Raw genomic sequence first — 21,014 nt, forward strand, 5'->3', positions numbered from 1 at the left:
TCATATCATCAAGGATTCTGATTGGGCTGAGCTGCCAGCTGCAGATAGTGTGCATGCAGCTTGGCAACCTGTGCGGGAAGCGCGGCAGGTGAGCCCGAGTTGTCGAGAACGTCATCCGCGACGGCAAGACGTGCAGCACGCGTGGCCTGGCTTGCGATGATCCGGCGCGCCTCTGCTTCCGCCAGGCCGCTGCGTGCCATGACGCGCTGAAGCTGTATATCTTCCGCACAGTCGACGAGCAGCACACGCCGGCATAGCGGCAGATAGTGGCCGGTTTCTACCAGAAGCGGGACTGCCAGCAACACGTAAGGGGCGGCGCAGGATTTCAGCTGCGCGAGGCCGGCGCTGCGGATAAGGGGGTGCAGAATGGCTTCGAGCTCGGTGCGGCGGGATGGTTCGGCAAACACCAGGGCTCGCATCGCGGCGCGGTCCAGTCCGCCATCCGGGCGCTGCATGTCCGCACCGAAGCTGGCGACGATAGCGGGCATGGCGGCCCCGCGGGGCGCTGTGAGTTGGTGGGCAATCCGGTCTGTGTCGACGAGCCCGGCGCCGTGAGCCGTGAAAAGCTCCGCTACAGTGCTTTTGCCACAGGCAATGCCGCCAGTGAGTCCGATGACGCAGGCGTGTGCTTGCTCAGCCTGGCTGGCAATCTTCACGCTGGGCTTCCTTGAGGCGGGACATGAGGTCCTCCACCAGCGGCAGAACCTTGCCGGCGCTGCCGCGCACTTCAACCCTAGCCGCAAAGTTGGTGTTGTCGCGCACGGTGATGCGCGCGGTTTTCACATTCTTCTTCTGCAGCTGTTCGATCAGGCGTTTCGCGGCCTCTTCACTGCGGAAAAGGCCCAGCGAGATGGCGAACTGGTTGGGGCCGGCTTCACGCACGATGATGTAATCAGTAATGCCTGCCTTGGCCAGGATTTCTCCGCGCCTGGCGGCGCCATCCTTGCCGCCACCAGGCGGGATATTGACCCAGTAAGAGCTTGGCTGCACGCCGCTGGCCTTGAGTTTGACGGCTTCACCGAGCGGGCTGGCGATGGTCGTGATCTGGGCAACGTCGTCTGCCCCGAGGTGCTTTAATGCCACGCATGCTGCTGCATCCGGATTGCTGGTGACGGCCGCCGGAGCGGGGGGGCTTACCGGCACGGACTGCGGCGAAGCGGAAGCAAGCGAGGCTGCGGGGCCGGTGTTGAGCAGAATGATCTTGTCGGCAGAGAGTTGGCGCTTCAGGCGCTCGGCTTCACCGCCGGTTTGCCAGGGCGCCTGGACGCCTGCCAAGCCGAGGCCGCTGAACAGGGTCAGCACGATATTGATGGCGAGCAGCAGGTAGAAGAAGGTGCGGAGGATCTGCATGGTGGGATTATCCTGCGAGGCGTTACGCTCTCCAAGCCTTGTCGTCAGTTTCCGAGCGGTCCGTTGCTATCGCTAGCAGGCCTTGCAGGACCAGATCGGACTGCAGGCGTGCGGTGGCCCCCAGGTGCGGCAGGAGGCGCGCACCGTTTCCACCGGCAACTAGAATTGGCGTGGCTGGTGGAAGTTGCATGGCGATCAGCTGGATGGCACCGGTCTGGGCCAGCAGGCAGCCGCTGGCAATGGCGTCATGGGTGTTGCGTGGCGGCATGACGTAGTTGCCCCTGCTGCGTGGCAGACCAGCCGTGTTGTGGGCCAATGCGTCAAGCATCAGCTCCAGCCCGGGCAGGATGCAGCCACCCGCAAAGTTGCCGGTGTCCTGCACGATGTCGATAGTCGTAGCGGTGCCAGCGCAGACAACTAGCGCGTTGCTGCGCAGCATATGCCAGGCGCCGATCGCGGCTGCCCAGCGGTCCGCACCGAGGCTGGCGGGGTGTTCGTAGTCGTTACGCAGGCCGCAGCGCATGGCGCTGGCCATGAGCCATTCACACGGAGCGTGGATGTCAGTGAGCAGGCGCTCCAGGTGTGCAGCGACGCCGGGGCCTGCGACGTTGGCAATCACGATGCGGGCGGGAGCGAAGCCGACGGGAAGCGTCAGTCCAGGCGCGTCGAGCGCTACCGCATGCTGGCTCAGCCACCGGCTGCCATCATGGCAGGCGTACTTGAGGCGGGTATTGCCGGCGTCGATCAGCAGATACATGTCATATTTCCGCTGCCAAGGCCAGACGTAGGCTCAGGTCGCCACTGGTAATCAGCACGCGCGCACCACAAGCGGTCAGCAATTCCAGCGCTCCCTCGGCGTTGGTGTGGCCGCAGCGCCCGGTGTGGCTACCGCTCTCGGAAGAGACTGTGACGGGCAGACCGTACAAGGCGTTGCGGGCGGCCCAGTCCTGGCGCAGGGCGGCGAAGCCCGCGCGGGCAAAGTGATCGAGACACTGCGCAAGCTGGCTCAGAATCGTGCCCAACACTTGTTCGCGGGTGAGCTCGGGAAGGGCTTCATCGAGACTGACGAATGCTTGGTCGATGCCTGCATCGCGGGCGGTATCGCGCCGCAGATTGAGGCCTATGCCGATGATGAGTCCGAGCCCGGCTTCATCTGATTCGACCTCGATCAGTACGCCGCCGAGCTTGCGTCCGAACAGCCAGATGTCATTGGGCCACTTGAGGCCCACTGCAGGGACGTTCAGGCTCTCCAGCGCTTGAGCCACGGCAAGGCCAACCGCAAGGCTGAGGCCTGCGCTTGAGCAGCCAGGGGCGAGACGCCAGAGTAGCGAAAAGGTGAGGCTGGAAGATGCGTTGCCGGAGCGCCAGCTGCGGCCCCGGCGTCCGCGCCCGGCGGTTTGCTCGTCGCACACCAAGACGCTGCCCGAGGGTGCGCCTTGGGATGCGCGCGCCAGCAAGACGCTATTGGTGGAGTCGCAGCGCTCGATATGGTCGACATCAAAGCGCGCGCGCTGATCGCCCAGCGCGACGAGGAGTGCGGTGTAATCGAAAACAGCGGGCATCCGTGAAAAGGCGGGGGCGGAAAGCCCGGAGTCTAGCCCGAAACAGCGCTGTTTACTCTTCGTTGCGACCTGCGTCGATGCCCAGCTCCTGGATCTTGCGGGTGATGGTATTGCGGCCGATGCCGAGTACCTGGGCGGCCTCCACGCGCCGTCCACCTGTGCTGGCGAGTGCTCGCAGGATCAGGCTTTTCTCGAATTCGCGGCTGAGGCGGTCGAAAACTTCGCCGGGAGCGCTGGCAATCAGCCGGTCGGCTTCGGCATTCAGGGCGGAGAGCCAGTCGCCCGCTGCGCCACCACCAGTGGTGCTGGGTACCGCATCCCGCATTTCAGCAGGTAGGTCGGCCACGTCAACGCTCTGGCCAGGAGCCATCACAGTGAGCCAGTGACAGAGGTTTTCGAGCTGACGTACGTTGCCAGGAAAGTCAAAGGCCTGTAGACGCTTGAGGGCGGCATCGGTGAGGCGCTTGGTTTCGACGCCGAGCTCCTGGCTGCTATGAGCAAGGAAGTGCTTGGCCAGCAACGGAACGTCTTCCCGACGCTCACGTAACGGCGGCAGGCGCAGACGGATTACATCGAGGCGGTGAAACAGATCTTCCCGGAACAGACCATCGCGGACGCGCTGCTCAAGATGCTGGTGGGTGGCGGCGATCACACGCACGTTAGCCTTCACCGGGGTATGGCCGCCGACCCGGTAGAAGTGGCCATCGGAGAGTACGCGCAGCAGACGCGTCTGCAGTTCCGCCGGCATGTCACCGATTTCGTCGAGGAACAGGGTGCCGCCTTCTGCCTGCTCAAAGCGGCCGCGGCGCTGGGCTGCTGCACCGGTGAAGGCTCCACGCTCATGACCGAAGAGTTCGGATTCGAGCAGGTCTTTCGGAATCGCGGCGGTGTTGATGGCGACAAACGGACCGTCCTTGCGCGGGCTGTGGCGGTGCAGGGCGCGCGCCACGAGCTCCTTGCCGGTGCCGGACTCGCCGTTGATCATCACGGTGGCTGAAGATTGCGACAGGCGGCCGATGGCGCGGAAGACCTCCTGCATCGAGGCGGCCTGGCCAAGAATTTCAGGCACTGAGCTGGCCTGTTCTTCTGCACCTTCCTGGTGCGTGCTTTCCTTTAGGGCACGTTGCAGCAGATCGAGCGCCTGATCTACGTCAAAGGGCTTGGGCAGGTATTCAAAGGCGCCGCCCTGAAAGGCGGAGACCGCACTATCCAGATCCGAGTAGGCGGTCATGATGATGACCGGCAGGTTGGGGTATTTTTCCTTGGCCCTTTGCAGCAGGACCAGGCCGGACTCACCCGGCATATGAATGTCGGAGATCAGCACCTGGGGAGGCGTGGCGCCGCTATCAAGCACCGTGAGAGCTTCGCTGGCGGAGGAGAAGCTGCGGTGTGCAATGTTTTCGCGGGCCAGGGATTTTTCCAGCACCCAGCGGATGGAGCGGTCGTCGTCAACGATCCAGACTGCGTTCATGTCGTGTATTCCGTTGTTCTGCTTGTCGGGGGCTTCGTGCCTCAGGCCTGGGTGATCGGCAGGAGGATGGTGAAGCAGGTTCGGCCGGGATCGCTCTCTAGATCGATGGTGCCCTGATGCTGTTCGACAAAACTCTGTGCGATCGACAGACCGAGGCCGGTGCCGCCTTCACGTCCCGAAACTAGTGGGTAGAAGATCTTGTCGCGGATTTCCAGCGGGATGCCCGGTCCGTTATCGATTACTTGCAATTCCAGTGCCAGCTTGTGCCGTTTCTTGGCCAGGGTGACCTGACGGGCAGCCCGCGTGCGCAGCGTAATGCAGCCTTGACCTTCCATGGCTTGGGCGGCATTGCGCGAAATATTCAGGATGGACTGGATTAGCTGTTCACGATCAGCTGTCAGCATCGGCAGGCTGACGTCATAATCGCGCCGCACCGTGACGTCCGGAAACTCGGCCTGAACGAGACGCAGGACACGCTCAAGCACATCATGCACATTCACCACCGAGGGGTGCATCATGCGGTGCGAATTGAGCAGGCGGTTCATCAGGTCCTGCAGGCGATCAGCCTCGGCAATGATGACCTGGGTATATTCGCGCCACTCCGGGTTGTCCAGTTCGCGCTCAAGTAGCTGGGCCGAACCACGGATGCCGCCGAGCGGGTTCTTGATCTCGTGAGCGAGGTTGCGGACGAGTTCGCGATTGACCTGCTGCTGCTCGGCCAGGCGTTCTTCACGGGCCACCTTGAGCTGGGCGTCGATCGGGCGAAACTCCAGCAGCAGACGTGCGGGTTGCAGATCGATGGGGGTGGCTGTGCAGTCGACATGCAGCACCAGCGTATTGGGCCGGCGGATAGCGAGATTCTGTCCGGTGTGGCTCCAGTTGTTGGCCAGCGCATTGTCCAGCGCCGCCCACAGGCCGGGGATGTCACCGAGCAGGGCCGATAGATGGTGACCGAGAATCTGCCGGCCGCTGGTTGCGAACAAGTGTTCGGCCGAGGGGTTGACGTAGCAGACCGAGCGGTCTGCGCTGATCATCACGACGGCTGAGGACAGCAGCTCAAGGCCGGCCGTGGATGCACTCAGCGTGTTTGATTGCGGGTTCAGGCTTGGAGGGCTCATAAGCGATCAACGCAAGCAAGAAGCACGCCGCGATCATTTCAGCTTGGCAATTTCCTTGTTCAGGGATTCGACATTGCGCTCATGAAGTGCGACTTTGTCCTTGTACGACTGAATGCGGTCGATGTATTTCTGGTAGTTCTTCTCGTCTCCGAGACGTACAGCTTCCTGTTCAGCCAGATCCTTCCGGGCTTGCGCCAGCAGTTTTTGCTCTGTCTCCAGTTCGGTTTCGAGGATCTTGCGGCGATCGTTGTCGCGGCCCTTCTGGGTGTCGGTATCGACTTTGGGAAAGGCGGCAGGAGAGGGTTGTGCGGAGGATTTTCGCTGTGCCGGCACGGTGGTGACGGGCTGTTCCTTGGTCATCAGGGAGCAGGCCTTGCGTTGCCCGGCTTCCGGCTTGTCATTGGTGTAAGTGGTGTGGCCAGAGTCGTCCACGCACTTGTAGATGTCGGCCAGTGCGCTGCCGGTCAGCAGACTGATACTCAGGGCAAAGACGTAATGAAGTGGGCGCATGACAGGTTCCGCAGGAGGGTTACTTGGAGTTTAAGGCGCGAGGCGCAAAACGCAAACTGCGCGCCGACCTGATGCCGAGCGGGCCGGGTGGGCGGCAAAAAAAAAGGACGGGCAAGCCCGTCCTTTTTCACGCGGGGGCCGAAGCCCCTGTACGCATCGCTGATTACAGCGAGTAGTACATGTCGAATTCCACCGGGTGGGTGGTCATGCGGGTGCGGTTCACTTCGCCCATCTTCAGCTCGATGTAGGCGTCGATGAACTCGTTGCTGAACACGCCGCCACGGGTCAGGAACTCGCGGTCAGCGTCGAGTGCAGCCAGCGCTTCTTCCAGCGAGGCGCAAACGGTCGGGATCAGCTTGTCTTCTTCCGGCGGCAGGTCGTACAGGTTCTTGTCAGCCGGTTCGCCCGGGTGGATCTTGTTCTGCACGCCATCCAGACCGGCCATCAGCAGAGCGGAGAACGCCAGGTAGGGGTTGGCCAGCGGATCCGGGAAGCGGGCTTCGACGCGGCGAGCCTTGTCCGATTGCACGTGCGGGATGCGGATCGAAGCGGAACGGTTGCGAGCCGAGTAGGCCAGCTTGACCGGAGCTTCGTAGTGCGGAACCAGACGCTTGTAGGAGTTGGTGCCCGGGTTGGTGATGGCGTTCAGTGCCTTGGCGTGCTTGATGATGCCGCCGATGTAGTACAGAGCGAAGTCGGACAGGCCGGCGTAGCCGTTGCCGGCGAACAGGTTCTTGCCATCCTTCCAGACGGACTGGTGCACGTGCATGCCGGAACCGTTGTCACCCACGATGGGCTTGGGCATGAAGGTGGCAGTCTTGCCGTACTGGTGAGCGACGTTGTGCACCACGTACTTCAGGGTCTGGGTCCAGTCAGCACGTTGCACCAGGGTGCTGAACTTGGTGCCGATTTCGTTCTGGCCTGCGGTAGCCACTTCGTGGTGGAACACTTCGACCGGGATGCCCAGTTGTTCGAGCAGCAGCACCATGGTGGCGCGGATGTCTTGGTGGCTATCAACCGGGGGAACCGGGAAGTAGCCGCCCTTGACGGTCGGACGGTGGCCGATGTTGCTGCCGTCCTGATCTTCAGCGGTGGCCCATGCGCCTTCGTCGGACTTGATCTTGACGAAGCAGCCGGAGATGTCGGCAGACCAGCTCACACCGTCGAAGATGAAGAATTCGGGTTCCGGGCCGAAGTAGGCGGTGTCGCCCAGGCCGGAGGACTTCAGATAGGCTTCAGCGCGCTTGGCGATGGAGCGCGGGTCGCGGTCATAGCCCTTGCCGTCGGACGGCTCGATCACGTCACAGGTGAGGATGACGGTGGTTTCGTCGAAGAAGGGGTCGATCTTGGCGGTGGAGGGGTCCGGAGCCAGCAGCATGTCGGAGGCTTGAATGCCCTTCCAGCCAGCGATGGAGGAGCCGTCGAAAGCGTGGCCGTGGTCGAACCACTCTTCATCCACCACATGCGACGGAACGGTCACGTGTTGTTCCTTGCCGCGGGTGTCGGTAAAGCGCAGGTCCACGAACTTGGCGTCGTTTTCCTTGATCAGCTTGAGTACGTCTTGAGGGGTCATTTAACTCTCACTCCTGGTGTGTTGAACCGAGATGGACAAACCTGTCCGCGCCAGCGGGGCTGTGCGTTAACGTCGGACAGGAAGCATGTACCATGCCATAGGGCGGGGCGGATTTCCGCGTTCGACGTATTCCGGCCAAAAGGGCACCGGCCTACAGGGAGCGGCAATTGTGCCACAAGCGCCCTGCAAGGTGATTTTCTGTGTAAGCACCAAGATGGATCATTGATTGTCTTGAATGCATCTTTGTGGTGCATTTTTGCTTTTGGGGTCTCACGGGCCATACTTCCTGGTCCCGACAAACTGAGTAAGAGTTGAAGCCATGGCTAGTCTGAGTGAGTTGCTGGGTCTGGCGCGCGAGCGTGCCGAAAAGATGAATCTGCCGTACGCCGGGGCGCTGACGCCAAGGGAAGCGTATTGCGTGCTGGAGCTCGCCGGTGGCGCGGCGCGTATTGTGGACGTACGTACGCGCGCCGAGCTCGACTGGGTCGGACGGATTCCGGGCGCTGTTGAAATCGAGTGGAACAGCTATCCCGGCAGTGTGCCCAACCCGGATTTCGAGCTGCAGCTGAAGAAACGGGTTGATAACGAGGCCTTGCTGATGTTCATCTGCCGCAGTGGCGCCCGCTCGCATAACGCGGCGATGGCTGCGGCGGTGGCTGGGCTGGCCGGGTGTTACAACGTTCTCGAAGGTTTTGAGGGGGACAAGGATGCGCATGGTCGGCGCGGCAAGATAGGCGGCTGGCGCCATGCGGGTTTGCCTTGGTCGCAATCCTGACTCGGCATTGAGGTGTAAGGAGCGCTGCGCGAGGGGTAGAATCTGTATTCCCCGGGGTTTCCCCCTTGCTTCTCCCCTCACGGCAATGCAACAGATCATTTCCTTCGACCACTTCAACGCTCTCAAGGATGCCGAGGCACATGCACGCATCCGCGCCGCCAAGGAAAAGCTTGGCAAGCGCGTCGTGTTGCTGGTGCACCATTACCAGCGGGCCGATGTGTACCAGCACCTAGATCTGACTGGCGACTCGCTCAAGCTCTCGCGCTTGGCGGGTGAGACGGATGCCGAATACATCGTGTTCTGTGGCGTGCACTTCATGGCCGAAGTGGCGGACATCCTGTCCAAGCCGAATCAGATTGCGATCCTGCCGGATCTGGCCGCAGGCTGTTCGATGGCAGACATGGCTAACCTGGCCAAGGTCGAGCGTTGCTGGCGCGAGTTGCGCGAGGTGCTGGATACGCCCGATGAGCAGGTAACTCCGGTGACCTACATCAACTCGGCGGCAGACCTGAAGGCCTTTTGCGGCGAGCATGGCGGCATCGTATGCACCTCCAGCAATGCGCCGAAGATCCTCGAATGGAGCTTCGCCCAGCGCGAGAAGATCCTGTTTTTCCCGGATCAGCATCTGGGCCGCTGGAGCGGCTACAAGATGGGCATTCCGCTGGAAGACATGGTGGTGTGGGATCCGGATCAGCCCTATGGCGGCCTGACTCACGAGCAGATCAAGAAAGCAAAGATGCTGCTGTGGAAGGGCCACTGCGCGGTACATCAGATGTTCCAGCCCTCGCACATCGCTAACTGGCGCAAGGCGAATCCGGATGGCATGGTCATTTCGCATCCGGAGTCGGCCTTCGAGGTGTGTCGGGCGTCGGATTACGTTGGCTCCACCGAGTACATCATCAAGGTGGTGAAAGAGGCTGCGCCGAATACCAAGTGGCTGGTCGGCACCGAACTGAATCTGGTTAACCGTCTTGCTGAGGAGGTGAAGCACGAGGGCAAGCTGGTGCAGTTCATGAGCCCGATGGTGTGCATGTGCTCGACCATGCAGCGAATCGATCCGCAGCATTTGGCGTGGACACTGGAGAACCTGGCTGCCGGAAAAATCGTCAACCAGATCAGCGTGCCTGCCCACGAGGCCGCGTTGGCGAAACTCTCGCTGGAGCGCATGCTGGCCGTATCCTGAGCGCCGTTCGCGGAGACCATGGCAAACAGCCTGCGCATCTGCAGTTACAACATCCACAAGGGCTTCTCGCATCTGAATCGCCGCATGGTGATTCACGAGATGCGGGAGTGCCTGCACCGGCTTGATCCGGACATCTATCTGCTGCAAGAAGTGCAGGGCTTGCACCTGAAGCATGCGGCCCGGCACCATGACTGGCCCGAACAGCCTCAGCATGAGTTCCTCGCGGCGGGCCTCCTGCATTCTGCCTACGGCAGCAATGCTGTCTATGATCATGGCCATCACGGCAATGCCGTGCTCTCGCGGCATCCCATTGTGCGCAGCCGCAACAGTGATGTGAGCCTCTATCGCCTGGAGCGACGTGGCATCCTGCATTGCGAGGTGGCCTTGCCCCACGGCCTGGTCGTGCATTGCCTGTGCGTGCATTTTTCCTTGACGGAATACCAGCGCCAGCGCCAGCTTTTGATGCTGGCTGAATATGTCGAGCGGTACGTGCAGGTGGGGGCACCACTGATTATCGCAGGCGACTTCAATGACTGGCGTGGCCGTGCGAACGACTGGCTGGCCGAGCGGCTACATGTCTGCGAAGTCTTCACTGAGCTGACGGGCACGCCGGCGCGCAGCTTTCCGAGCAGCCTGCCCATGTTGCGTCTGGACCGTGTCTACGTGCGTGGGCTGCGGCCGGATAATTGTGCGGTGTATTGGGGTAAGCCTTGGTCTGGAGTGTCGGACCACGCCTTGCTGGTAGTGGAGTTGCTCCTGCCATGAGGCAAGGCCTGCTTGCCGGCAACCGTATCGAGTTGCTGCAGTCAGGCGTCGAATATTTTCCTGCCCTGTTGCAGGCGATTCGCAGCGCACAGCGTGAGATTCTGCTGGAAACCTACATTTTCGAGCGTGATGCTACGGGTGTTGAGGTGGCGGACGCCTTGCGTGCTGCGGCTTTGCGCGGGGTGGTGGTGCGCTTGCTGGTGGATGGCTTTGGTGCGCGAGAGTTTGTGCGCAGCGGGCTTGCCGATTTGCAGAGTGATGGCGTTGAGGGTCTGGTATTCCGCCCGGAGATCCGGCAGCTGTCTTTGCGCCGCCATCGCTTGCGCCGCCTGCACCGCAAGCTTGTGGTGATTGATGGCCGTACCGCTTTCGTGGGGGGTATCAACATCATTGATGATATGGACACGCCGGGCCAGATTCCGCCGCGCTTTGATTTTGCCGTGCGGCTGCAGGGGCCGCTGGTGGCTGAGGTGCATGAGGCCATGGCGCGCCTGTGGCGCCTGGTGTTGTGGGCAGGTCTGCATCGGCGCCTTACGCCGCTGCGCTGGGTCAGGCCCGGTCACGCACGCGTGGGCAGCATGCATGCTGCTTTCGTAATCCGCGACAACCTGCGCCATCGTCGTGATATCGAGAACGCCTACCTTGGCGCCATTCGCATGGCGCGTCATGAAGTGTTGATAGCCAACGCTTATTTTTTCCCCGGCCGCGCCTTCCGTCATGCGTTGATCGAGGCGGCAGGGCGTGGTGTGGAAGTCACCCTCCTGTTGCAGGGGAGGGTGGAGTACTGGTTGCTGCACCACGCTTGCCGCGTGCTTTACCCCAATCTCATGGAGGCAGGCGTGCGCATCGTGGAGTATCGCAAGAGCTTTCTGCATGCCAAGGTCGCGGTAGTGGATACGGACTGGGCGACAGTAGGGTCCAGCAATATCGACCCTTTCAGTTTGCTGCTGGCGCGTGAGGCAAACGTGGTAGTGCGGGATAGCGGTTTTGCAGCAGATCTGCGTCATGCCCTGCGTGTGGCCATTGCAGACGGCGGTTGCGAACTAACTGCGGTTCACTGGCAGCGCCAAAGCCTTCTCCAGCGTGCACTGAGCTGGCTGGCCTATGGCTTGCTGCGCCTGCTGCTGGGGGTGGCCGGCTATGGTCGGCGGGCGTTATAGACGCATGAGATGCCTGCCAGCTTCAGCTTGTCAGGCATCGTTTGGGCTGCTTGGATCTTCCTGGGCACGCACGCGCGGTACGCGGGCAAGTTGCCAGTGTTCGGATGCCCAGGCCCACACCTCGGCTACGCTGGCCCGGCCGAGATCGACGGGCGGATTCTGGCCGAGCAAGCTCAGTGCGGTGCGCAGGGCTGGTGCTGCGTGGGCTGGCTGCAGCGCGGGAGCAAGGGTCTGCTTGGAGAGCTTTTCACCCGCGCGATTGGTGAGGACTGGCAGGTGGGCATAGGCGGGCTGAGGATGGCCCAGCAGGCGCTGGAGATGGATCTGGCGTCCGGTTGAGTCCAGCAGATCGGCGCCACGCACGACATGCGTCACCCCTTGCCAAGCGTCATCCACGACCACGGCAAGCTGATAGGCGAACTGACCATCGGCGCGTAGCAGGACAAAGTCCCCCACGCTTTCGGCAAGCCTCTCGTGCTGTTCGCCCTGGATGGCGTCGGACCAGTGCAGGTCGCTGGCGTCGCTCAGGCAGCGCCAGGCGCGGGCTGCCCGTCCGGCAGGTAGGCCTGTGCGACAGTTACCAGGGTAGCGTAGCGAGCCGTCGGGTGCGCGCAGGGCCGAGTCGGCGATTTCCCGGCGCGAGCAGGCGCAAGGATAGGCGTACTTGTGCTGGATGAGTTGATCGAGTGCGCAGCGATAGGCGTCGAGCCGCTGGCTTTGCCATAGCACCGGGCCGTCCCATTCAAAACCGCAGGCTTCGAGCTGACGCAGGATGGTGTCGGCCGCTCCGGGGTGGGTGCGCGGCGCGTCGACGTCTTCCATGCGCACCAGCCATTGGCCTTTGCGTGCTCGGGCGTCAAGGCAGGAGGCGAGGGCAGCGATGAGCGAGCCCTGGTGCAGGGGCCCGCTGGGTGAAGGGGCAAAACGGCCGATGCAGGTGCCGGGAGTCATGCCCGGATTGTAAGCGTGCAGCAGCGTGACCGGGCTCAGTTGGCTGTGTCGAGGTGCTCGTCTGCACCGAGCAGAATCTTGCTGATGACATCCATCATCAGGCCGAAGGTCTGCTGGGTTTTCTGCATATAGCCTTCGACAGCATAGCGCTGCTCGATGCTGCCTTCGTGCTCGGCGCCGGGTTGGCCCGAACGGATCAGAATTTTCAGATCCTGGCGACCGAGCGGTCCACGCAACTCGCGCACCAGACGCAGGCCGGCATCGCGGGTCTCCATCATCACGTCGAGCAGCACCAGATCAATATGCGGCTCAGCCAGAATTACTTCGCGGGCTTCCGCAGCGGAATGGGCGTGCAGAAAGCGGAATGGGCGATCGCCAATACGTCCCCGGCGCAAGGTCAGGGTGGTGGCTTCATGGACCTGCTGTTCGTCGTCCACGATCAGCAGCACCCAAGGGGCTTCGGTTTGCGTTGGCGGGCGCTCTTGTGCGTCTTCTTCCATGAAGGAGAAGAGATCGTCTTCAGCGTCGCCCGCGCCGGGTTCGGTCGAGTCCGCCTGCAGGCGTAGCTTGCACGCAGCCCAATCGAGGCGAATGGGATCGGAGGCGGAGGTGTTGCTCAAGGGCATCGGGACTCCCGGGAACGCAGGAACGAGACGGTCAGGGCCGGCGCAGCGATTGCGGCAGCGCGGAAAGCGCAAGCATACCTATAACTTTCGTCTAGTGCAGCTGTTGCGCTCCACGCCGTTTCGATGCGTGCCTGCAGTCAATATTTAGTTCACACGTTGAACAGGAAGTTCAGCACGTCGCCATCTTTAACGATGTACTCCTTACCTTCGGAGCGCATCTTGCCGGCCTCCTTGGCACCTTGCTCTCCCTTGTATTGGATGAAGTCGTCAAAGGCGATGGTCTGGGCGCGGATGAAGCCCTTCTCAAAGTCGGTGTGGATCACGCCGGCGGCTTGCGGGGCGGTGTCGCCCTTGTGGATGGTCCAGGCGCGCACTTCCTTCACCCCGGCGGTGAAGTAGGTCTGCAGGCCGAGCAGGTCGTAACCGGCGCGGATCAGGCGGTTCAGCCCAGGCTCTTCGAGGCCGATGTCGGCGAGGAAGGCGAGCTTGTCTTCGTCATCCAGGTCGGCCAGTTCGGCTTCAATCTGGGCGCACAGGGCCACCACCGGCGCGCCTTCCTTGGCGGCGTGCTCACGCAGGCGATCGAGGTGAGGATTGTTCTCGAAGCCGTCTTCGAGCACGTTGCCAACATACATCGCCGGCTTCAGGGTCATCAGGCACAGTGGCTTGAGCTGCACCAGATCGTCTTCGTTTAGCTTGAAGGTGCGGGCTGGCTGGCCTTCGTTCAGATGCGGCAGCATGCTTTCGAGCAGGGCCACGAACTTCTGTGCATCTTTGTCGCCTGCGCGGGCCTTCTTCTGTTCGCGCTGAATGGCCTTTTCCACGGCCGTCATGTCGGCCAGCGCCAGTTCGGTGAGGATGGTCTCGATGTCGGCAATCGGGTCGACGCGGCCAGAGACGTGCACCACGTTTTCGTCATCGAAGCAACGCACCACGTTCACGATCGCGTCAGTTTCACGGATGTTGGCTAGGAACTGGTTGCCCAAGCCTTCACCCTTGGAGGCGCCGGCGACCAGACCAGCGATGTCGACAAACTCGACGATAGCCGGCTGCATGCGCTGCGGTTTGACGATCTCGGCGAGCTGGGCCATGCGCGCATCCGGCACCTCGACAATGCCGACGTTCGGCTCGATGGTGCAGAAGGGGTAGTTCGCTGCTTCGATGCCGGCCTTGGTGAGGGCGTTGAAGAGGGTGGATTTGCCGACGTTGGGCAGGCCGACGATGCCGCACTTGAGACTCATGTTGTTTCCTGGGGTCAGTTAGCAGTTATTTGCCGGTCGCGCGTGCGTTCAATTGAGTGTGGAACAAGGCGCAGCAACGAAGGTAGGGTGGCTCCCTGTCTAGGCGCTGCAACGTAGTGCCACGATCAATTGAGCGCAAGCCCTCCGGGTTGAATCTTATGGCTCATGGATACTGCGTTGCACTCCTTGTGTGGGGCACCTCCCCACACTGCGTCACGCGCCTTGTCCCATAAGCCATAAGACTCAACACGATCCGGCAAATAACTACTAACTTACCCCCGGCGCAGCAGGGCGCGCGTTGATGTGTTGGGTGGCGGCATTCCACTCGCCGCTGGCAATTTTGGACCAGGCTGCGAGGGCGCGATCGATCGCCGTGTCGATTTCGCTTTGTTCTTCGCGACGCGGGCGGTTCAGGACGAAATTGGCGACTTCGTTCTTGTCGCCGGGGTGGCCGATGCCGATGCGCAGGCGCCAGTAGTCCTGCGTCGACAGGCGCGAAGAAATGTCCTTGAGACCGTTGTGTCCGCCAAGACCCCCACCGAATTTGAGCCGCAGCTGGCCGGGCGGGATGTCGAGTTCATCATGCACGACGAGTATTTCATTCGGCAGGATGCGGTAAAAATGCGCCAAGGCCAGGACTGATTGGCCAGAGCGATTCATGAAAGTCTGCGGCAGAAGGAGCCAGGTGTTGCCGGCCTTGCCGACGAAGCCATGAAAACGGCTTTCATGATTGAAGCGGGCGCCCAGGTCCTGTGCCAGGCGCTCACAAAACCAAAACCCGGCGTTATGCCGGGTCTCGGTGTATTCGGCCCCGGGGTTCCCGAGGCCGACAATCAGCTTGGGAGCCGATTGGCTCATCAGGCCTTGGCTTCGCCTTCAGCGGCGGCCGCGTCAGCAACTGCGCCGCGCACGGTGACGATGGATGCGAGCACCTTGTCGCCATCAGCGGCGTGGGCCAGCTCAACGCCAGCCGGCAGCTTCAGGTCACGAACGTGCAGGGCTGCACCGTTGTCCAGATCCTTGCAGTCAACTTCCAGGAATTCCGGCAGGCTGCCCGGCAGACCCTTGACGTCAAGTTCGTTCACGCCGTGCGACAGCATGCCGCCATGCAGCTTCACGCCAGGGCATGCATCCGCATTGACGAAGTGGACCGGCACCTTGATGTGGATGGCGTGGGTGGCGTCGACGCGCTGGAAATCGATGTGCAGCACGATCTGGCGGAACGGGTGCCATTGCACGTCACGCAGCACGGCGGTCTCGGTCTTGCCTTCGACGTCGATGCTCAGCACGGAACTGTGGAAGGCTTCCTTGCGCAGGGCGTGGAACAGATCGTTGTGATCCAGATTGATCTGGACGGCAGGCTGACCGGCACCGTAGATGATGCCTGGGGTGACGCCGGCATGACGCTGGCGGCGGCTCGCACCCTTACCCTTGACGTCACGCTTGGTGGCTTTGACATTGAATTGCATGTTGAACTTCTCCAGTAAATGGCGAGAACCGCGACCAGATCCCACCAGGGCAAAAAGGCGGAGCTTGGTGGCTCCGCCCGAAACTTGTACGACTATTCGTCCATGAACAGCGAGGACACCGACTCTTCATTGCTGATGCGCAGCATGGTGTCTGCCAGCAGGGAGCCGATCGAAATCTGCTTGATCTTGGGGCAGGCGCGGGCGTCTTCGCGCAGGGCAATGGTGTCGGTCACGACCAGCTCGTCCAGCTCTGATTCGGTGATGCGGGCAATAGCGGAGCCGGACAGCACGGGGTGGGTGATGTAGCTCACCACGCGCTTGGCGCCGTGTTCCTTGAGTGCCTGGGCCGCCTTGCACAGGGTTCCCGCGGTGTCGACGATGTCGTCGACGATCACGCAGGTGCGGCCCGACACGTCGCCGATGATGTTCATCACTTCGGAGACATTGGCTTTCGGGCGGCGCTTGTCGATGATGGCCAGCTCGGTTTCGAGCTGCTTGGCCACAGCGCGGGCGCGCACCACGCCGCCGACGTCCGGCGACACGACCATCAGGTCGCTGGAGTGCTCAGCCTTGCGCAGATGCGAGAGCAGCAGTGGGGTGGCGTAGATGTTGTCGACCGGGATGTCGAAGAAGCCCTGGATCTGGTCGGCGTGTAGATCAACCGTCAGCACGCGCTGCACGCCCACGGCCTGCAGCATGTTGGCCACTACCTTGGCGGTGATCGGCACACGGGCTGAACGCGGACGGCGATCCTGGCGGGCGTAGCCGAGGTAGGGGATGGCGGCGGTGATGCGACCGGCCGAGGCGCGCTTGAGCGCGTCGACCATGATCATCAACTCCATGAGGTTGTCGTTGGTCGGGGTGGATGTCGGCTGAAGCACGAAAACGTCTTTACCGCGGACGTTCTCAAGCAGTTCGACATTCACTTCGCCGTCGGAGAAGCGACCGACCGTGGCGGAGCCAACGGCGATGCCCAAGCGTTTGACGACGTCGGCAGCCAGTTTGGGATTGGCGTTGCCAGTGAAGACCATCAGGCTGCGGTACGCCATGACTACCTCGTGTATGCGTTGGCAGAAACAATTCGGGCAGGCCGACAGCCTCGGCTGTGACCTGCCCGTTCATTGGGGCTGGGGAAGAAGGATTCGAACCTTCGAATACCGGAATCAAAATCCGGTGCCTTGACCAACTTGGCGACTCCCCAACAAAACCTGTGCTGTGCGATGGAAGCAACGCTTGAATCCATCGTACAAAAATTCAATCTCTTGCCCAAGCATGCAATGGATGCTTGTCCAGTGAAGGGGCGCACCACACGCGCCATTTGTCCCGCACTGCTTCAACAACTTTTTTTGCCTCGGCTTCGAGTTGGCAGGAAAGGAACACACAGGCTCCAGATCCACTCATTCGCGCAGTGCCGAAAGGAGTCAGCGCATCAAGCGCTTGCTGCACTTCCGGATACAGCCGGCAGGCCACTGCTTGCATGTCGTTGCGTCCCTGTTGCTCCAGAAACGCTTGTGTTTGCTCAGCAGCGAAGCCCGGCATTATCAGGATCGAAGAGTCCCTTGTCAATTCTTTTGCACGAAAAATTTCAATAGTAGGGACGGCAACCGGGGGTTCGATCACCACATACCATGCTGGCAGCAATTCGAGCGGCTGCAGTGCTTCGCCAACGCCCTCGGCCCAAGCCGTCTGTCCGAAGAGGAAAAACGGCACGTCGGCGCCTAACTCCAGCCCCCAGGCTTGCAGTTCTGCTCGGTTGCAGCCGAGTTGCCACAGATGGTTCAGCGCCAGCAAGGTGGTGGCGGCGTCCGAGCTGCCGCCACCGAGTCCGCCACCCATGGGGAGTTGTTTGTCGATGCGGATCTCCGCACCCAGCCGACAGCCCGTGCGGGCTTGCAGCAGGCGTGCAGCACGGACGACGAGGTCCGCTTCCTCGGCTACGCCGGGCACCTCGCTCAGGCGCCGGATGGCGCCGTCCTCGCGGACGCGAAACCCCAGCGTGTCACCGTGATCGAGCATGCGGAATGCGGTCTGCAGCAGATGGTAACCATCGGCACGGCGGCCGGTGACATGCAGGAACAGATTGATCTTGGCGGGCGCCGGGCAGTACAGAAAGCCGTCTAGATGAACCATTCTTCGATCACGAGCTTGAGGCGCAGCCCCGGTTGTTCAACTTCCAGCGTGCGTGGCAGGGCGTTGGCCTGTTCGCTTTCATAGCCGGTGATGCGAACTGCCCAGCCCTGATCGAGGGCGTCGAGTAGGCGGCCTTGTGCATCGCGGCGGATTTCGCTGGCCTGGGCGCTGAGGCGGCCGAGTACCCATTGGCTGAGTGCGTCGAGGGGTACCGGGGTGTCGGTGAAGCGGGTCATCAGGCGATCTGCCGTACGGGCTTCGTAGAGTTCGCCGTCGGCACTGATCCAGCGTGCGCCTTTGGGGCTGCTCTGCAGCTCCGCCAACATGTTACCCAGCGGCGAGGCAAAGCCGAGCGAGTCACTGTCGCGGTTGTGCTCCCACATGATGCGCACGTTGTTGGCGCTCTTCCCCTGGTCGATGGCGACTCGTCCGCTGAGGGCGAATTTCTGCACGCTGTCGCGTACCGGCCGGGGCGGAATCTCCTGCGGAGCGGGCGGAGTGTTGGCACAGGCTGTCAGCAGCAGGGTGATGAGTGCAAGCAGAAAGCGCTTCATGGTCAGAGTCCCAGGCGTTTGCCGAGGCGGGTCAGGAGTTCGTTGGCCGGGTTGCGGGTTGTGTTTTCCTGCCAGAGCAGGCGCGCGTCGTCACGCTTGCCGGCAGACCACAACACTTCGATCAGATGGCTGGCCACCTCTGGATCCGGAAAGAGTGCGTAAGCCTGACGCAGGAGAGGTTCGGCCAGATCGAAGCGTTTCTGGCGGAAGCGCAGCCAGCCCATGCTGTCGAGGATCGCTGCGTCCTGTGGGGCGAGCTGGAGGGCCTGGGTGAGCAGTTGCTCGGCTTCGTCAAGGTGTTGGTTCCGATCCGCGAAGGAGTAGCCCAGGGCGTTGAGGGCGTGGGCATGGTCCGGCTTGAGGTTCAGGATGCGCCGCAGGCGCTGCTCCATCAGCGCCGGTTTGCCAAGCTGTTCGGCGAGGAGGGCGGCGTCATACAGCACGTCGACATGATCGGGTTGGAGCTTCAGCTCTTCTTCCAATACGGCCAGTGCTCCGCGCTGATCTCCCTGTTCGCGCAGCAACTGGGCTTCCTGCAAGCCGATGGCGGCACGTTCTTCCGGCATGGCGCGGCGGGCGGCAGCCAGCCCGGCGCGGGCTTCTGGCAGTTGCTGGTTGCGAGCCAGCAGACGAGCCTTGTTGGCTTGAGCATTCACGTAGTGCGGGCCAGGGGCGACACCGTCGAAAGTCTGGATGGCTTTGGCGGTGTTGCCGCGTTCGGCTTCGATCTGGCCGAGGATCAGTTGCAGGCGGTCAGCTTCCCCCCAGTTCTGCTCGAGCAGCTTTTCGAGGAGACTTTCGGCGGTGGCCAGGTCATTGAATTCGAGGGCTACGCCGGCCAGTGCAAAGGCGACCTCGGGGCGTTCGGGCGGCGTCTGTATCAGGCGGAGATAGGTTTCACGTGCCTCGGCCTTTTGCTGGCCCTGAAGCATCAGGCGGATCTGAGCAATTCCTAGGTCGTGGGCGCGCGGATTCCGTTGCAGGTAGGTGGCCAATAGTGCGCTGACTTCCTCGCGCTGGGCGTCGCCCGCTAGATCGGCGAGCAGCAGTAAGGGCGGCTCCCAGTCCGGCTTGAGGCGATGCGCGCGTAGGGCTGCCGCGTAGCTGGCCGATGGGTCCTTGATGTCACGTTGGACAAGGGCTTCGCTGAAGTGCGCTTCGGCCATGCTCTGATAGGGCTGGAGCAGTTTCTGTACGGTGCGCAGGACGTAGGCCTTGTCACTATTGCGACCATAAAGACCGGGCAGCTGGAGGATCAGGCGCTCGCGCCCCGCCGGTTGTTCGGCCAGCAGTTTGCGCAGCGTTTCTTCTGCGTCGTCCGGATTCTGCTGCATGAGCAGCAGGAGGCGGGCGAGATCGATTTCATTGGCGCGCAGCTGGATGCGCGGGTCGCCCGAGCGGCGTGCCAGGTCGTTGTAGCCGAAGGCGGCATCGTCGATCAGCCCGCGTGCCAGCGCGATTTCGCTCAGCAGCATCTGGGCCAGCAACTGGGCGCTGTTGAGCGGCACAGCGCTGTTTTTGCCCTGCGCTGGCTTGGTTTGGCGTGGTGCTTCGGCATGGAGGTTGCCGGCAAAGAGCAGGCCGAGGGCCAGCAGGCAGGGCTTCAGACGGGGAGAGGGCATGAAGTATTCCGGCAATCAGGGGTGGCAGCGCCCGGCTCGGGCTTGAAGCCGATCTTAGCAGCAGTGTACTGTTTTGATCTTTGCCGCAGCCAGAAGGACAGCGCATGCCGGAGTTGCCGGAAGTTGAAGTAACCCGTCTGGGGATTGAGCCGCATCTGCTCGGGCAGGTCGTGAGTGGCGTGTCCATCCGCCAGCCGCGCTTGCGTTACCCGGTGCCGGACGATCTGGCCGGACGGCTGAGTGGGTTGCGGGTGGAGGCGGTGCGGCGGCGGGCCAAGTACCTGCTGATCGATTTTGCGGCCGGCAGCCTGCTGATCCATCTAGGGATGTCTGGCAGCTTGCGCATTCTTGCGGCGGATTCGCCAGCGGAAAAGCATGATCACTTTGACTTGGTGCTCGGCGCGACGATCCTGCGCCTGCGGGATCCGCGGCGTTTTGGCGCCGTGCTGTGGCTGCCGCATCCGGCCGAGGCGCATCCCTTGCTTGCCGGACTGGGCCTGGAGCCGCTAGGGGCCGGCTTTGACGGGGCGGCCTTGCAGAGCATGTGCGCTGGCCGCAAGACGCCGATCAAGCTGCTCATCATGGACGGTCATCTGCTGGTCGGGGTCGGCAATATTTACGCTTCCGAAAGCCTGTTCCGGGCGCGGATCCACCCGGCTACGCCGGCCGGACGCCTGTCGCGTGCGCGTTGCGATCGGCTGGCGCAGTGCATTCGCGAGACCTTGCAGGACGCGCTGGCTGCTGGCGGCAGCACTTTGCGCGACTTCCTGCACAGCGATGGTTCGGCTGGTTATTTCCAGCAGCAATATTTTGCCTACGGGCGGGCGGGTGAGGCTTGTCGGGTGTGCGGCGGCAGGATCCACAAGCGTGTGATGGGGCAGCGTGCCACGTTCTTCTGCCCCCGCTGCCAGCGCCTGCCGTCGGGCGGGAAAGTCTGAGCGGGTCGCCGATAAA

22 protein-coding genes and 1 tRNA gene are annotated in these 21,014 nt (G+C 62.2%); 5 read left to right on the plus strand and 18 right to left on the minus strand.

Translation table 11 applies throughout. The features are described from left to right. Positions 1–8: 8 nt before the first annotated feature. The 8 genes from coaE to glnA all read right to left on the minus strand — a co-directional run bounded on the left by coaE (position 9) and on the right by glnA (position 7,584). A complete protein-coding gene (gene coaE / locus C0V76_RS14340) occupies positions 9–656 on the minus strand; it encodes a dephospho-CoA kinase (RefSeq protein WP_254048253.1) in 648 nt (215 codons plus the stop codon). Next, positions 634–1,350 (minus strand): SPOR domain-containing protein, encoded by a 717-nt coding sequence (locus C0V76_RS14345; RefSeq protein ID WP_101943299.1) that lies wholly within the window; start codon positions 1,348–1,350, stop codon positions 634–636. The genes coaE and C0V76_RS14345 overlap by 23 nt, the downstream gene beginning before the upstream one ends. Positions 1,351–1,372: 22 nt before the next feature. Continuing rightward, positions 1,373–2,107: a type III pantothenate kinase gene (locus C0V76_RS14350; protein ID WP_101943300.1), complete on the minus strand. Its 735-nt coding sequence runs from the start codon at positions 2,105–2,107 to the stop codon at positions 1,373–1,375. A gap of 1 nt (position 2,108) precedes the next feature. After that, entirely contained in the window at positions 2,109–2,912 is an 804-nt protein-coding gene (locus C0V76_RS14355) for a biotin--[acetyl-CoA-carboxylase] ligase (protein ID WP_101943301.1), read from the minus strand. 52 nt (positions 2,913–2,964) lie between these two features. Next, positions 2,965–4,383, minus strand: a complete 1,419-nt coding sequence (gene ntrC, locus C0V76_RS14360; protein WP_101943302.1) for a nitrogen regulation protein NR(I) — start codon at positions 4,381–4,383, stop codon at positions 2,965–2,967. A 41-nt stretch (positions 4,384–4,424) separates the two neighbouring features. Continuing rightward, complete coding sequence (glnL, locus tag C0V76_RS14365) at positions 4,425–5,501, minus strand: nitrogen regulation protein NR(II) (protein WP_101943303.1); 1,077 nt, start codon at positions 5,499–5,501, stop codon at positions 4,425–4,427. 33 nt (positions 5,502–5,534) lie between these two features. Beyond that, positions 5,535–6,011 (minus strand): DUF4124 domain-containing protein, encoded by a 477-nt coding sequence (locus C0V76_RS14370; protein WP_101943304.1) that lies wholly within the window; start codon positions 6,009–6,011, stop codon positions 5,535–5,537. A gap of 163 nt (positions 6,012–6,174) precedes the next feature. Then, positions 6,175–7,584 (minus strand): type I glutamate--ammonia ligase, encoded by a 1,410-nt coding sequence (gene glnA, locus C0V76_RS14375; protein WP_101943305.1) that lies wholly within the window; start codon positions 7,582–7,584, stop codon positions 6,175–6,177. Positions 7,585–7,903: 319 nt separating this feature from the next. On the opposite strand from glnA, the gene C0V76_RS14380 reads away from it, so the two are divergent. The 4 genes from C0V76_RS14380 (at position 7,904) to clsB (ending at position 11,467) form a co-directional block, all read left to right on the plus strand. Further along, a complete protein-coding gene (locus C0V76_RS14380; RefSeq protein WP_101943306.1) occupies positions 7,904–8,359 on the plus strand; it encodes a rhodanese-like domain-containing protein in 456 nt (151 codons plus the stop codon). Positions 8,360–8,444: 85 nt separating this feature from the next. Further along, positions 8,445–9,542 carry a quinolinate synthase NadA gene (gene nadA / locus C0V76_RS14385; protein ID WP_101943307.1) on the plus strand — a complete coding sequence of 366 codons (1,098 nt, stop codon included), beginning with the start codon at positions 8,445–8,447 and terminating at the stop codon, positions 9,540–9,542. A gap of 18 nt (positions 9,543–9,560) precedes the next feature. After that, positions 9,561–10,307: an endonuclease/exonuclease/phosphatase family protein gene (locus C0V76_RS14390; RefSeq protein ID WP_101943308.1), complete on the plus strand. Its 747-nt coding sequence runs from the start codon at positions 9,561–9,563 to the stop codon at positions 10,305–10,307. Then, on the plus strand, positions 10,304–11,467 hold the full coding sequence (gene clsB, locus C0V76_RS14395) for a cardiolipin synthase ClsB (RefSeq protein ID WP_101943309.1): 1,164 nt from the start codon (positions 10,304–10,306) through the stop codon (positions 11,465–11,467). Before C0V76_RS14390 ends, clsB begins: the two co-directional genes overlap by 4 nt. A gap of 30 nt (positions 11,468–11,497) precedes the next feature. Here clsB and gluQRS read toward each other — a convergent pair whose 3' ends face one another. From gluQRS to C0V76_RS14445, 10 genes are all read right to left on the minus strand, one after another. After that, positions 11,498–12,418, minus strand: a complete 921-nt coding sequence (gene gluQRS, locus C0V76_RS14400) for a tRNA glutamyl-Q(34) synthetase GluQRS (RefSeq protein ID WP_101943310.1) — start codon at positions 12,416–12,418, stop codon at positions 11,498–11,500. Between the two features lie 35 nt (positions 12,419–12,453). Continuing rightward, positions 12,454–13,038, minus strand: coding sequence for a response regulator (locus tag C0V76_RS14405; RefSeq protein WP_158239250.1), 585 nt, complete (start codon positions 13,036–13,038; stop codon positions 12,454–12,456). A 155-nt stretch (positions 13,039–13,193) separates the two neighbouring features. Continuing rightward, entirely contained in the window at positions 13,194–14,285 is a 1,092-nt protein-coding gene (ychF, locus tag C0V76_RS14410) for a redox-regulated ATPase YchF (RefSeq protein WP_101943312.1), read from the minus strand. A gap of 267 nt (positions 14,286–14,552) precedes the next feature. Further along, complete coding sequence (gene pth / locus C0V76_RS14415) at positions 14,553–15,143, minus strand: aminoacyl-tRNA hydrolase (RefSeq protein WP_101943313.1); 591 nt, start codon at positions 15,141–15,143, stop codon at positions 14,553–14,555. Continuing rightward, on the minus strand, positions 15,143–15,754 hold the full coding sequence (locus C0V76_RS14420; protein WP_101943314.1) for a 50S ribosomal protein L25/general stress protein Ctc: 612 nt from the start codon (positions 15,752–15,754) through the stop codon (positions 15,143–15,145). The genes pth and C0V76_RS14420 overlap by 1 nt, the downstream gene beginning before the upstream one ends. A 92-nt stretch (positions 15,755–15,846) precedes the next feature. After that, positions 15,847–16,803, minus strand: coding sequence for a ribose-phosphate pyrophosphokinase (locus C0V76_RS14425; protein ID WP_101943315.1), 957 nt, complete (start codon positions 16,801–16,803; stop codon positions 15,847–15,849). A gap of 78 nt (positions 16,804–16,881) precedes the next feature. Beyond that, positions 16,882–16,955: transfer RNA gene (locus tag C0V76_RS14430), tRNA-Gln, on the minus strand. A 53-nt stretch (positions 16,956–17,008) separates the two neighbouring features. Beyond that, positions 17,009–17,884 (minus strand): 4-(cytidine 5'-diphospho)-2-C-methyl-D-erythritol kinase, encoded by an 876-nt coding sequence (gene ispE, locus C0V76_RS14435; RefSeq protein WP_101943316.1) that lies wholly within the window; start codon positions 17,882–17,884, stop codon positions 17,009–17,011. Next, positions 17,872–18,438 carry a lipoprotein insertase outer membrane protein LolB gene (gene lolB / locus C0V76_RS14440; RefSeq protein WP_101943317.1) on the minus strand — a complete coding sequence of 189 codons (567 nt, stop codon included), beginning with the start codon at positions 18,436–18,438 and terminating at the stop codon, positions 17,872–17,874. The genes ispE and lolB overlap by 13 nt, the downstream gene beginning before the upstream one ends. A 2-nt stretch (positions 18,439–18,440) precedes the next feature. After that, the gene (locus C0V76_RS14445; RefSeq protein WP_101943318.1) at positions 18,441–20,060 is read right to left on the minus strand and encodes a tetratricopeptide repeat protein; all 1,620 of its coding nucleotides are present in this window, start codon (positions 20,058–20,060) and stop codon (positions 18,441–18,443) included. Positions 20,061–20,164: 104 nt separating this feature from the next. Here C0V76_RS14445 and mutM point away from each other — a divergent pair, with 104 nt between their 5' ends. Beyond that, positions 20,165–20,998 carry a bifunctional DNA-formamidopyrimidine glycosylase/DNA-(apurinic or apyrimidinic site) lyase gene (gene mutM, locus C0V76_RS14450; protein ID WP_101943319.1) on the plus strand — a complete coding sequence of 278 codons (834 nt, stop codon included), beginning with the start codon at positions 20,165–20,167 and terminating at the stop codon, positions 20,996–20,998. Positions 20,999–21,014 lie beyond the last annotated feature (16 nt).

Origin of the sequence: Uliginosibacterium sp. TH139, from assembly GCF_002855595.1 — a bacterium.
GTDB lineage: Bacteria > Pseudomonadota > Gammaproteobacteria > Burkholderiales > Rhodocyclaceae > Uliginosibacterium > Uliginosibacterium aquaticum.